The sequence below is a fragment of the Yoonia sediminilitoris genome (genome assembly GCF_003058085.1).
In the GTDB taxonomy this organism is placed as follows: Bacteria; Pseudomonadota; Alphaproteobacteria; order Rhodobacterales; family Rhodobacteraceae; genus Yoonia; species Yoonia sediminilitoris.
The window spans coordinates 1-13,344 of record NZ_QBUD01000004.1; the positions used below are offsets into that span (position 1 = coordinate 1).

Consider the following 13,344-nt stretch of genomic DNA (forward strand, 5'->3'; position numbering starts at 1 on the left):
CTTTCTCATCGTCCACTCCTCAGTGGCTACGATGAGCAACAAACCCTCCCTTAGCAAATACAGCTATTTGGACCCATAGGCGCTGACGTCAGACATACTTAAGACCATAGAGGCCAAGGGCGCATCCCTTCGCATTCTCGATATGGCTATAGATACCAGCACTCCGAATGGTCGCTTGATGCTGAATATCCTTGGCAGCGTTGCGCAGTTCGAGCGGGAAATAATGCTTGAGCGGCAGCGTGAAGGGATTGCTAAAGCCAAAGCTGAAGGGAAGTACAAGGGCCGCAAACCGACTGCGAAGGCCAAAGCTGAGGACGTCTTGAAGATGCATGGCGGAGGAGCTGGAGCTACTGAGATAGCCAAACAACTCAACATTGGCAGAGCATCGGTCTATCGCATTCTCAATGAAGTCCGGCCTTCGTAGGGTCTCAGGCCAATCCCTTGCAGCCATATCCAAGGGTGTCGGCGGTCAAGCCTACCGGACCCGCGCAGAAGCGGGGACACGTGCTGTCCAATCTGGGCGATATAACAAGCTCAGGCGTTTGTCCTAGGATGTATATCTGTTTTTTCTTTGCAGATTCAGTGCTCGGCATCGTTTTGCATCATGTCGTAGATCGTATTGATGAAATCAGTGAACTTGTCCGACATTGAAAGAAGCTTCAGCATCTGTTTTTGTTGAGCTTCGTTGCTATTTAAGATCGCATCCTCAACCGCCTTTGGAAAGTCCCCCAAAAGGGCTTGTTCACGCGTATTGTTTGCGATCTGAGTGACCACCTTTTGATTCTCCTGAACTTTGTCTTTGATCGTCCGTGCATAGTTGATCATGTCATCTTCGGTCAGGCCATCGCCCGCGAATATCTCGTTGAGGCGTTCGATGATCTGGGAGAGGAACTCTTCCTGCTTGTCCCTTGCTTTACCACTCCCCAAGCCGCTCCCCGGCTGAAGACCCTCGGCAGCGTCAGAGGCAAGCCTAAGGTTTTGCTGCTTGATCTTTGACAGGCGATAATGGCTCAGCGCTACATCACCTAGGTCCAGTTCATCTTCATCAATGTTTGCTTCTCGCAGAAGTGGACCCAATTGCCGCGCGTAGAGGCTCAGTTTCTCGAGTTCCTTATCGTCGTAGTCAACGATTTGAGAAATGAACTCGTAGAACCGAACAAATGTCCCGAGGTCCTTCTTGAAAAGTTCAAGCGCGTCTTTCTCCGTTTTGCATTCCTTCAGGGTGTCATCCGTATTTGCTATCAGGACAGCATCACCGCTCTTCTTGGCTCTCTCAAACATGTCGATGGCGGACTTGTAGGCTTCAATTGCTGACCGGTAGCGCGACGTCCAGCGATCAACTGCTGGCTTGCAGATATTGGCAACGGCAGCGTTGCTCATTGTCTGCTTCAAGAAGGCCTCGCAGAACCTTTCCACCTCTGACCATGTGAAGATACCAAACGCACGAAGCTTTTCAGACAAGTCAAAAACGAGGTCAGGGTTTGACACGTCGATCAACTCGGCAGTCTGGTAGTATTCCTGAAACGCGGCCAGCACCTCCTCTGGCTCGTTGAAGAAGTCCAACACATAAGTTCCGCTGACTTCTTTGCCGGGATAGGTCCGGTTCAATCGAGACAAGGTCTGAACGCATTCGACACCGGCCAGCTTCTTATCGACGTACATCGCGCAAAGCTTGGGCTGGTCGAAGCCTGTCTGGAACTTATTGGCAACAATCATCACCTGATAGTCATCGCTATCAAATGCCTTGCGCATGTCGCGACCTTTAAGGCGCGGGTTCATGCTGGCTTCTGTGAACTTCTCCTCAAGCAGTCCCTCTGTATTCGGGTCGCCCGTGCCAAACTCGACCTCACCCGAAAAGGCCACCATCGCATGCACCTTATCATAGCCCATTTCGGTGATGTATTTATCAAACGACAGCTTGTAGCGAACAGCCTCTTTGCGGGAACTGGTGACAACCATCGCCTTCGCCTGCCCCCCTAACAAGCCCGCTATGTTGTCCTTGAAGTGTTCAACGATCACGCGCACCTTTTGGGAAATGTTGTAGTCGTGCAGCCGCACCCATTGGTTCAGCTTGACCTTGGCCTTTTTGCTATCGACCTCGGCGTCCGCTTCCTTCGCCTTCAGGGCAAGATTATAGGCCACCTTATAGCTCGTGTAGTTGCGCAACACGTCTAGGATGAAGCCCTCTTCAATCGCTTGCCGCATCGAATAAACGTGATAGGCCACTGGCAGGTTGGTTGTTGAAGGTGGCTCATCAGGGTTCAGAACGCGGCCAAATAGCTCAAGCGTCTTGGTCTTTGGGGTCGCAGTGAAGGCAAAGTAGCTCAGGTTAGTGGCCACCCGTCTTGCCGCCACAGCAGCATCCAGAATATCCTCAGAACTCAGCTCCGCGTCATCGTCGCGCCCTTCCATCATCAGCACTTCTTTGAGCTGCCGAGCGGTGGAACCGGTCTGGGAAGAGTGCGCCTCATCCGCGATGATCGCATAACTGCGCTCTTTCAGACTGGTGCTGTTCTCAATGGCCTTGAGGACGTGGGGAAAGGTCTGAATGGTGACAATGATGATAGGCTGCGAACTCTCCAAAGCAGCGGCCAGCTTTTCAGATTTGGACCCGTCGCCCTCTTCACGGTTGATGCGCCCGACGACCCCGTCCACATGCTCGAACTGGTAAATCGTTTCCTGCAGCTGATCATCGAGAACGGTGCGGTCTGTGACGATGATGACGCTATCGAATACCTTCTTGGGGCCATCATAAAGCGACGAGAGTTGATGCGCCGTCCACGCGATTGAGTTCGACTTGCCTGACCCGGCGCTGTGCTGGATTAAATACTTGTTGCCCGGTCCTTCGGCTCTGCCCGCCGCGACCAGTTTCCCGACCACATCCCATTGATGATAGCGGGGAAAGATCATCGTTTCTTTCTTGGACTTCCGGCCCTCAAAGTCTTCCTTTTCCTCGATCTGCAAATGCATGAACCGGGCCAAGATATTCAGCAGCGCATCAGGCTGAAGCACCTCTTGCCACAGATAGCTGGTGGCGTAGCTGTTCTCATCCTCGGGCACGTCGTTACCTGCCCCGCCCTCCTTGGTGCCTTTGTTGAAGGGCAGAAAGAGCGTCTCATTGCCTGCCAGACGGGTGGCCATGTGGACCTCGAACTGGCTGGCTGCGAAATGCACCAAGGCACCGCGCTTGAAGGTCAACAGCGGCTCTGGCTTTTTGGTTGCCGGGTCGATGGGCAGGCGCGTGCGCTTGTATTGTTTGATCGCGTTTTGCACGGATTGCTTAAACTCTGATTTCAGCTCGAGTGTAACCACCGGCAGGCCGTTCACGAACAACACCAGATCAATGCGCCATTTCTTGGCCTGCGTGCCCGTCTCGGCCATATGGGCGTCAGTGGCATAGGGGCTATAGACCAGCTCTGGCACGATGCGCAGGCGGTTTTGTTCATAGCGCGCCAGCGTGTCGGGGTTCAGGTCGTGTTCGGGCTTGAACTGGCACAGTTTGAACTTGGCGTTGCGGTCTTTGACACCGTGGCGCAGCACACCCAGCGTGCCAAAGGTGCGCAACTGTTTGCCCGTGGCATTGGGGTCGGCCTTGTCAAGCTGGCTGGCAACACGGGCCAACAGCTTGGCCTCAGCGTCGCTGGGATAATTCTTGCGGTGCTTTTGCCACGCAGCATCTTGGGTCTCTTTGACAAAGCCGATCAGGTCTTCGGAATAAAGCGCCAGTTTGCGGTCATATCCTGCTGGCGTGCCAAGCTGCCAACCGCTGGCCACCATCTGGGCAATCATCTCATTTTGAAAAATAACTTCTTGGGTCACGCCGTGGGAAATGCTCACGCGAGGGCCTCCTCGGGCTGGTCAATATCTTGGGGGTAACTTTCAGAGGTCCCCTCGGGAGGATGCCAATCGCGCAGATCAATCTTGCCTGTGACAGCGGCAGAGATCAGGGCGGTGCGGCGTTCTTTGAGGAGGACGATGGCGGATTGCGCTTTGGTATCCAGCAGGTAGAACTGTTCAAGTTGTTTTTTGATAAACACGACAATTTCTGTTTGCTCATTCCGCGATGGCAAGGAGAAATAATAGTTCGCAACAAAGAAGTCAGCGACCCTTTTTTGCCCCCCTGCTCCATACATTGAACCTTCTGCTGTCTTATTGAACGGTGCTGATACCAATAAAAAGTATAGGAAATGGGGCAAAATCTTGCTTGAGCAACGCATTGGAATAAGCTCTGTTGTTCCAAATGCAATCGAGTTTTTCAGGCCAGTCATGACCGCACCCTTACCATTCTCAAAGCAAGGCGTTATCTTTGCGATGCAAACATCGTTTTCCCGAACATAGGTGTATCCGCTGCGAACTTCTCTCAGTTCCCGTTCAGCACTCGTATTCAGCTCACCACGATCTCCAATCGCTTCCATCGGCAGGAACGTGACCTTGGTTTGGCCACTCCAATTTTGGAGTTCGCTTTTAGACGGATTCAGGGCCGCAACCTGCTTTACGCGCTTCACCTCCCAATGCGCAGGTACATCGCCGAGCCATTCGATGCCGGAGGGGCGCAAGGGGGCGGTGGGGTCGAGGCCCTTTGTCACCGCATGGCTGATCACCGCTTGACGCTTTTCCTCCAAAAGCGCAATCAACCGCTGCTGCTTGGCAATCAACCCATCAATCTTGGCCGTCTCATAATCCAAAAACGCCGCGATTTTGGTTTGTTCGGGGAGGGGGGGGAGTGAAAGGTGTGTTTCTGCAAGTGGTCCTAGGTTCAATGCACGAAAGGTTGCGCCACCAACACTGCTCTCCCACTGTTGAAATGTGATCGGTGAGCGAAGTGCCCAAAACATGAATCTGGCCGAAGTTTCTGTATCTATCGCAATACGGGCAGTGCCCTGAGTTAAATTTGCACCGCCTAGAGTATCGGGAACCACCATTACTTTTCCGAAACTCGGACCAATGGAGCATACAAGGTCACCACCTTGAATCTTGCTTCGCTCATAATCAGCGGCAATTTGAGGCGAAGTATGCATCAGACTTGAGAAATCTCTTATTCCCTTCTCGTCTGTCATGTCAGCAGGGCGGATATACGGAATGCCAACTTCAAGATTTGGACCTGCTTGTACGATACCATAGGTGATCTGGCGTGACTGCTGAACGGTGTGCTTCAAACGTTTGCTTTCCCACCCCTCAGGAATGTCCCCCAACCACGCCACGCCAGAGGGTTTATAGGCAGGATAGGGCCGATACTTCGCTTGTCCTGCGCCTGCCATCACACATGCACCTCTTGCAGCAGCGCCATGATCTCGGCGCTGACGGCGTCCAGTTCGGCGTCGATCTCGGCCAGATCGCGCGGCGGGGTGTAGGTATAGAAATGCCGGTTGAACGGGATTTCATAGCCAACGATGCCAATGCCGCCGTCAATCGCATCGACCTTGCCCGCGTCAATCCACGCGTCCGGCACATGGGGCGCGACCTCTGCCAAGAAATACGTCTCATTCAGCGCATTGACAGGCTGCGACGGTTCCAACGGCACGTTCTCATTGTCCCGCAGATCGCCATCCGGTTTGTATTCCATCACCTGCCCATCCACCGCAAACAGCCCGTAGAGGGGATTGGCGGCGGTGTTCTTATGGACCTTCTTGATGACCTTTTCAGCCTTGGGGTTTTTCCAACTGACCGCAGCAGTGATCTGTTTCTTGGCCGTGGCATCCAGCGCAACACCAGTGGCCTTCAGTACCTTGTCAAAGCCGTTCATGTCATCGTGCTGGTCAGTCCCAATCTCAGTCTGTAGTACCCGCGCTGTTTGCAAGATGGCCAATTGATCGCGCCAAGTCTTCGGGTCCAGCACATCCTTGATCTGTTTTTCTTTCAGCTCGGGGAACTCTGCCTTGATATGGGTGCGGATTTCAACCTCTTGCGCGGTCAACACACCGTAGTCGCTGCCATCCTCATCCCAGTCTTTGCCGTAGCTGTCGTAAATCCATTCGCTCAGCGCGGTCAGCGGTCTGGGCGCAAAGCGCAGGTTGGCGATACGGTCATCACTGAACTGATAGCTCTCGCGCAAAGGTCGCTCAATCGTCAGGCGACGATAGCCAAATTCATGGGTGGCAAAGATTTTCGCCGCAAAGGTTTTGGGCGTTTCGGCCTTTGGCGTGTCCGCCTGCCTGCCCCGATTGCTCTTGGCATCGACGGGTTTGTCCAGTGTCTTGGCCTCGACCGGTTCGAACGCACCAAAGCAGCGCGTTATTGTTGCGATGTCGCCTTCATCCATCCATTTGCGTTTGGACCCCAGCGATTTGCGCATCTTGCTATAAAGGTCGGTGCCGTTAATCAGTTGGACCTTGCCCTTGCGTGACGGGTCTTTCTTGTTCGTCAGCACCCAGACATAGGTCGAAATGCCGGTGTTGTAGAACATGTCTGTGGGTAGCGCGACGATGGCCTCAAGCAGGTCGCTTTCGAGGATATGACGTCGGATTTCGCTTTCGCCCGACCCTGCCCCACCGGTGAACAAAGGAGACCCGTTCAGGATAATCCCAATGCGCCCGCCGCCCTTGTCGGTATCCCGCAGCTTTGAGATCAGGTGCATAAGAAACAGCAACGACCCGTCAGAGACGCGGGGCAAGCCGGGACCGAAGCGACCGTCGAAGCCCTTGATCGTGTTTTCGTCCTTGATATCCTTTTCGATCTTCTTCCAGTCTACCCCAAAGGGCGGATTGGACAGCATGTAGTCAAACTGATCAGAGACCAGTTGGTCCTGAGACAGGGTGTTGCCGAGTTTGATGTTGGTGACGTCCTGCCCCTTGATCAGCATGTCAGCTTTGCAGATCGCGTAGCTTTCTGGGTTCAGTTCCTGCCCATATGCACGCATCACGGCGTCAGGGTTCAGTTGCAGCACGTATTCCATGCCAGCCGATAGAAAGCCCCCAGTGCCCGCTGTGGGGTCGTAGATGGTCCGAATGATGCCGTCTTTTGTCAGCCCGTCATCGTCTTCCATGAAGACAAGCGAGGTGGTCAAATCCACGATGTCGCGTGGGGTGAAGTGTTCACCGGCAGTCTCGTTGGAGCCTTCTGCAAAGCGGCGGATGAGCTCCTCAAACACCAGCCCCATATCATGGTTTGAAATCACCTCAGGCCTCAGGTCGGCCCCTTTGACCTGCTGTACGGCCTTGTAGAGCAAGTTTGCGTCACTCAACTGGGCAATGAACTCGCCAAACTTGAAATGCTCAAAGATTTCACGGGCGTCCCTAGAAAAGCTCTGGATGTAGCTTTCAAGATTGTCCTTGATGCCGCTGGCCCCGAGTGACGACAGGTCCATCTTTGACGTGTTGAAGAATGACAGCGTCGAGGCCCGCAATAATAGTTTTTCTTTTGCCTCTTCGGGTAGCCCTAGGTTTTCAATTCGGGCGGCTTCAGCAAGGACGTCTTCCTTGTGCGCTTCCAGCACGCATTCGAGGCGGCGAAGTAGCGTGAATGGCAGAATTATCCGACCGTACTGACTTTGCTTAAAGTCGCCACGTAACAGGTCGGCCAGTGACCAGATATAAGATGCGAGATTGTTCGTCGACTGAGACACGTTTGCTGCCCATATATAAATACATTTTCTTGTTTGGGTCATCCTAGGTCGATGCCCAATTCTTGTACAGCCGCATGCAACCATTAGTGGTTCAGCACCAAATCGGTTTCATCCCGTCAAGGCCTTTTTGCTGCCCGTGAGAGGCGTGCGAACTTCCAGCAGTCAGCTGACAAGCTATTCGATTTCGTATCTGGGTAACTTCTGGATTTCCCGCCACAGGGCTTTGACCGTCGTTTCACCGTAGTCGGTGGATGCCCGCCCGTCTTCGTGACCCTGTATTGCATCCGCGTATTCAGGCAAAATGTCAGCATCGCGTGCAATTGTTTTGAACCGGTGCCGCCAAGCGTGGTTTGGCTGTACCAAAGCGTCCTTTATGCCCGCGATCTCTCGCACCCATTGACCGACTTTCTTACCCACGCTTTGTGCGCGCTTAACGTCCACTTCACCGGGCGTTTTTGGTGAATAAAAGAGTGGCCCCGTCGGATACTCAGAGAAAACTTGGGGAAGGCCCATTTCAATCAAGTGAGGGTGAAGGGGAACAACGCGGTAATTGCCACTTTTGACGGAACCAGCTTCTGGCGTGATACGCATGCAAGGAATTTCACCCATAGAAATAAGGTCTTCTTGCCGTAACTGGGTGATCTCAGTAACTCTCGCGCCACTGTAAGCGCATATCCACGGCACCCACCGAATGGCTAACTTGTTATGCTCTCGCATCCCACCGAGGGTCTTTGGGTCCCTCAGGGTGGCTGTTAAGATTGCCTTCGCCTCAGCGTCGGTAAACCCCGAAGGCCGTAACTTTTGTCTCTTTGGGACAGTTACCTTTACGCCGTCTGCTGGGTTTTCATGTAGCCTCTTCTTGCCAGTGCCAGTGTTGAAGACCGCTTTCGCTGCAACGAGATATTTGTCTCGAACAGTCTTCGCTGAAAGCTTCTTTTCATGTTGTAGATGTTCACACCAATTGACAATATCTTCGCCTGTCACCCGTTTAGCGTCATCGTGACCCAAGAATGCCTTCAAGTTGCTGATCTTCTGTCGGAAGTCTTCCGCCGTTTTCTTCGGCTTACCATTGGCGATGTGGTCACGCTCCCAAAGCTCAAACAGAGAGGTCATGCTCACGGCCTGTACAGCGTCCTTAGGTTGCCCCTTAGGCTCTTTCATTGCGGGAAACCTGCCTGCCTTTGGGTCGGGGCTGTAGTCGCCTTCTGACCGAGCGAGCTGGAAGTCATACCACTGCCGCCAAGTCTTGCTCAGCTCTTCGCAAAGCCTCTGCCGAGTCCTCGCATCTGCAGCCAGCCCCCGCTCAGACAACAAACGATCAGCATCCTCACCAAACCACTTTAACAGGCTTTCGGGGTGATCTTCGATGCCATCAAATTTTTCAGCCATCAACTTCCATAGTGAGGACTCGCCGGGTTCATCCTCTACCATTTCGTTCAAGGAGCGGTAGTAGTCGCCCGTGATAGCGACCAGTTGCTTATGAGGGATTGTAGCAGGCGCGGCACGCAGGGACTGCCAGACCAAAGCCTGTTTGCGGCTCTCTTCGGCGTGCCGTTCTTTAGCTACTTCAGCGTTTTTTGTCCGCAGAGATCGGATGACCTCAGCCTTTCCGAATGTTCTTCGGACATCTGCTGGAGTTTTCTGGCGGAAATAGTAGACGCCACTCTTTGAATTCTTATGGGGTCGGGACATTTGCAAAACCATGACGGTGTAGGACCTCGGTGTAGAACCGAGCATCACTCAACTAACTGGTATCACTCATCTTTTTGAAATCAAACAGAAAAAGATGGTGCTGTGAGAGAGGATTGAACTCTCGACCTCACCCTTACCAAGGGTGTGCTCTGCCACTGAGCTACCACAGCATCCGTGGATCGGGGGATTAGACGCAATTGCTGTTTGGTGCAAGCCCTCTCTGGACGGTTTTTGCCTTCCACGTTAACACAGGCCCCATGACTGAGCGACAAGCACACAAGAACAAGAATACGGCCAAGACCCGCGAAGAGCGACTGAAGGCGGCGTTGAAGGCGAATATGGGCAAGCGCAAGGCGCAGGCGCGCGCCCGTGCGACTGACAATGACAAAACTGTGCCCAACAAAAATGAGAAAGAGTAGGCCCGCATGGATTCGATTATCGTCAAAGGTGGCACCCCGCTTGGTGGCAAAATTCAGATCGCGGGCGCCAAGAACGCGGCCCTGACGCTGATGCCCGCAACATTGCTGTCAGAAGAACCTGTCACACTGACCAATGTGCCCCGCCTGTCCGACATCAGGACAATGACAGAGCTTTTGCAGTCGCTGGGAGTTGAGGTGTCAGCCCTGAAAGGCGGTAATGTACAGGTTCTGTCTGCCCATGCCGCAGAGGAAACAACTGCTGACTATGAAATCGTGCGCAAGATGCGTGCGTCGAACCTTGTGCTTGGGCCCCTGCTGGCCCGGCACCACAAGGCTGTTGTATCGCTACCGGGTGGGTGCGCGATCGGGGCGCGCCCGATGGATTTGCATGTGTCCGCGCTTGAAGCAATGGGTGCGACGATCGAATTGAAGGATGGCTATCTGCACGCCGCGGCAAAAGGTGGCCTGAAGGGCGCGAAGGTGCATTTTTCGATTGCCTCTGTCGGCGCCACCGAAAATGTGATGATGGCCGCCACATTGGCCAAAGGCACGACCGTTATAGAAAACGCCGCCCGCGAACCCGAGATTGTGGACCTTGCCAAATGTTTACGCAGCATGGGCGCGCAGATTGATGGCGAAGGGACAAGCACAATCACAATTGACGGCGTTGATCGTCTGGGGTCTGCCTCGCATGCCGTTGTGACTGACCGGATCGAATTGGGCACCTATATGCTCGCCCCGGTTTTCGCTGGCGGAGAAGTCGAGTGCCTGGGGGGTCGTCTCGATCTGGTAGGCGCTTTTGCGGACAAGCTACATGACGCCGGTGTCGACCTGTCCGAAACACCGGATGGCCTGAAAGTCAGCCGCCGCAATGGCCGCGCGCAGGCCGTTGATGTCACAACCGAAGTTTTTCCGGGGTTCCCCACAGATCTGCAGGCCCAGATGATGGCGATGTTGTGCACCGCAGAGGGCACATCAGTTCTGGAAGAAAAAATCTTCGAGAATCGCTTCATGCACGCGCCGGAACTGGTGCGGATGGGGGCCAATATTGACGTGCAGGGCGGCACAGCCACGGTGCATGGTGTTGATCGCCTGAAAGGGGCCCCGGTTATGGCCACGGATCTGCGCGCGTCGGTGTCTTTGATCCTTGCCGGACTGGCAGCCGAAGGTGAAACCATTGTGAACCGTGTCTATCACCTTGATCGCGGCTATGAGCATGTCGAGGAAAAACTGGGGGCCGTCGGGGCCAAGATCGAGCGGGTGAGCGGATGACGCAGGATGCAACATTTGAAGAGGGCGCTGAAAAACCTCTGCGCCTGAAGGCGCTGGACGCCGAGGATTTGACGGTCATTGCCGCCTTGGTGCAGGATGCAGTCTTTCCGGCTGCTGAAATGCGCTGGGACCAAAAGGCGCGCCGCTTTGCCCTGTTGCTGAACCGCTTTCGCTGGGAGGACGCCCCGAAAGCCGCGACCCGCAAGCGCCCCTTTGAACGGGTGCAGGCTGTTCTGGCCATTGAGGATGTGGTTGGGGTGAAGTCGCAAGGCGTCGACAAGTCTGATCCGGACATGGTGTTTTCGCTGCTTTCGATCGCCTTTGCCCCGGATCAGGACGGTGCGGGTCGGCTGGAACTGACCTTGGCCGGCGACGGTGTTGTCGCCGTAGAGGTGGAAGCGCTGGAGGTGATCTTGCAGGACGTCACCCGGCCCTATGTCGCGCCGTCCGGGAAAGCCCCGTCACACCCGGATTAATCAAAATGAGCGGCTGCGCCGCACTTGATATTTGGTGCGCTGCGCGCGGCGGATATTTTTGGCCATAAGAAGACGGATCACCGGCATTGATGAAAAATGGTGCGCCCGCTATGTCACCGCACATAAGGAGTCACCCGATGCCACAATTCCTCGCGACCGATGATGTTGATTTCGAATCCCGTTTTGCGGCTTTACTGCGAGCAAAACGCGAAGATAGTCCCGATGTTGATGACGTCGTCGCGGATATTATTGCGGATGTGCGTGCGCGCGGTGATGCAGCGGTCATTGAATTGACAGCCAAATTCGACAAGCTGGACCTGAAACCGGACAGGCTGCGTTTTTCGCAGGCCGAGATTGCGGCGGAATGTGCAAAGGTCAGTAATGAAGACCGCGCCGCGTTGGAAATGGCCGCTGCGCGCATTCGTGCCTATCACGCGCGCCAGTTGCCTGATGATGCCATGTGGACCGATGAGACCGGGGCGGAACTTGGCTGGCGCTGGACGCCGGTTTCGGCCGCTGGTCTTTACGTGCCCGGTGGTCTTGCCTCTTATCCATCGTCGGTGTTGATGAACGCCATTCCTGCGAAGGTGGCAGGCGTGTCCCGTCTGGCGATTGTGGTGCCCACCCCCGAAGGCGTGACCAATCCGCTGGTTCTTCTGGCCGCGCAAATTGCCGGCGTGGATGAGATTTACCGTATAGGTGGCGCCCAGGCGATTGCTGCCTTGGCTTACGGCACCCAGACCATCGCGCCTGTCGATAAGATTACCGGACCGGGGAATGCATTTGTCGCAGCGGCCAAGCGCCGTGTTTTCGGCAAGGTCGGCATCGACATGATTGCGGGTCCGTCCGAGATTTTGGTGATTGCGGACAAGGACAATGACCCCGACTGGATCGCGCTTGATCTGCTCAGTCAGGCCGAACATGATGAAAGCGCACAGTCGCTTTTGATCACCGATGATGCGGATTTTGGTCGGGCCGTCACCGCTGCCGTTGACGAGCGCCTTGAAACGCTTGAGCGCCGCCATATCGCGGGCCCAAGCTGGCGTGATTTTGGCGCTGTCATCACCGTCGAAAATATGGCGCAGGCGGTTGCCTTGTCAGACCGGATCGCACCTGAACATCTTGAGATTTGCACCGCAGACGCCGAAACACTCGCACAGCAAATCCACCACGCTGGCGCCATCTTTATTGGCGGTTGGACACCAGAGGCAATCGGTGATTACATTGGAGGCCCCAACCATGTGTTGCCCACCGCCCGGTCGGCACGTTTTTCAAGTGGCCTGTCTGTCATGGATTTCATCAAGCGCACTACCTTGTCACGCATGACGCCCGCAGCCCTTGCCACCATCGGCCCTGCGGCCGAACGTCTGGCACAGTCAGAAAGCCTGCAGGCGCATGGCCTGTCGGTCCGTGCCAGATTGGATCGCCTGAACATGGGGGATATATGACCAGAATCGTCCATATCGAGATTGACGACCGCAATCTGCCACCGCCAACGCCCGAAATCGAACAAGAGCGCAAGGTCGCGATGTTTGATTTGCTGGAAGACAACAGCTTTGCCATGCCTGCCCGCGCCGACAAAGACGTGCCGACAGGCCCATTCGAACTCCATTTGTCCATTCGCGAAAAGCGGCTGGTCTTTGATGTCAGACAGGAAGATTCAAGCCCTGCGGGCGAATTTCACCTGTCTTTGGGTCCGTTCCGGCAGGTGGTAAAAGATTATTTCCAGATCTGCGAAAGCTATTTTGACGCGGTCAAGACGCTGCCCCCCAGTCAGATCGAAACCATCGACATGGCCAGACGCGGCATCCACAACGAAGGCGCGCGCATCCTGCAAGAAAGGCTTGAGGGGAAAGCGGATATTGATATCGACACCGCCCGCCGATTATTTACCCTCATCTGCGTTTTGCATTTCGGAGGTTGA

General features: G+C 54.7%; 9 protein-coding genes, 1 tRNA gene and 1 pseudogene. 6 read left to right on the plus strand and 5 right to left on the minus strand.

Annotation, left to right across the window (positions count from 1 at the left end):
* Positions 1–91: 91 nt before the first annotated feature.
* Positions 92–424, plus strand: a pseudogene (locus tag C8N45_RS09820) (recombinase family protein); the annotation flags it as partial.
* A gap of 155 nt (positions 425–579) precedes the next feature.
* Here the strand turns inward: C8N45_RS09820 and C8N45_RS09825 are convergent.
* The 5 genes from C8N45_RS09825 to C8N45_RS09845 all read right to left on the minus strand — a co-directional run bounded on the left by C8N45_RS09825 (position 580) and on the right by C8N45_RS09845 (position 9,423).
* Positions 580–3,837, minus strand: a complete 3,258-nt coding sequence (locus tag C8N45_RS09825; RefSeq protein ID WP_211095464.1) for a type I restriction endonuclease subunit R — start codon at positions 3,835–3,837, stop codon at positions 580–582.
* Complete coding sequence (locus tag C8N45_RS09830; RefSeq protein ID WP_108386086.1) at positions 3,834–5,258, minus strand: restriction endonuclease subunit S; 1,425 nt, start codon at positions 5,256–5,258, stop codon at positions 3,834–3,836. Before C8N45_RS09830 ends, C8N45_RS09825 begins: the two co-directional genes overlap by 4 nt.
* Positions 5,258–7,561, minus strand: a complete 2,304-nt coding sequence (locus C8N45_RS09835; RefSeq protein ID WP_108386345.1) for a type I restriction-modification system subunit M — start codon at positions 7,559–7,561, stop codon at positions 5,258–5,260. The genes C8N45_RS09830 and C8N45_RS09835 overlap by 1 nt, the downstream gene beginning before the upstream one ends.
* A 174-nt stretch (positions 7,562–7,735) precedes the next feature.
* The gene (locus C8N45_RS09840) at positions 7,736–9,265 is read right to left on the minus strand and encodes a DUF6538 domain-containing protein (RefSeq protein ID WP_108386346.1); all 1,530 of its coding nucleotides are present in this window, start codon (positions 9,263–9,265) and stop codon (positions 7,736–7,738) included.
* A gap of 83 nt (positions 9,266–9,348) precedes the next feature.
* Positions 9,349–9,423: transfer RNA gene (locus tag C8N45_RS09845), tRNA-Thr, on the minus strand.
* A gap of 87 nt (positions 9,424–9,510) precedes the next feature.
* On the opposite strand from C8N45_RS09845, the gene C8N45_RS23215 reads away from it, so the two are divergent.
* From C8N45_RS23215 to C8N45_RS09865, 5 genes are all read left to right on the plus strand, one after another.
* Positions 9,511–9,672 (plus strand): hypothetical protein, encoded by a 162-nt coding sequence (locus tag C8N45_RS23215; protein WP_168769446.1) that lies wholly within the window; start codon positions 9,511–9,513, stop codon positions 9,670–9,672.
* Positions 9,673–9,678: 6 nt separating this feature from the next.
* On the plus strand, positions 9,679–10,944 hold the full coding sequence (gene murA / locus C8N45_RS09850; RefSeq protein WP_108386087.1) for a UDP-N-acetylglucosamine 1-carboxyvinyltransferase: 1,266 nt from the start codon (positions 9,679–9,681) through the stop codon (positions 10,942–10,944).
* The gene (locus tag C8N45_RS09855) at positions 10,941–11,420 is read left to right on the plus strand and encodes a DUF2948 family protein (RefSeq protein ID WP_108386088.1); all 480 of its coding nucleotides are present in this window, start codon (positions 10,941–10,943) and stop codon (positions 11,418–11,420) included. The genes murA and C8N45_RS09855 overlap by 4 nt, the downstream gene beginning before the upstream one ends.
* A gap of 137 nt (positions 11,421–11,557) precedes the next feature.
* Positions 11,558–12,868: a histidinol dehydrogenase gene (gene hisD / locus C8N45_RS09860; protein ID WP_108386089.1), complete on the plus strand. Its 1,311-nt coding sequence runs from the start codon at positions 11,558–11,560 to the stop codon at positions 12,866–12,868.
* Positions 12,865–13,344 carry a UPF0262 family protein gene (locus C8N45_RS09865; protein ID WP_108386090.1) on the plus strand — a complete coding sequence of 160 codons (480 nt, stop codon included), beginning with the start codon at positions 12,865–12,867 and terminating at the stop codon, positions 13,342–13,344. The genes hisD and C8N45_RS09865 overlap by 4 nt, the downstream gene beginning before the upstream one ends.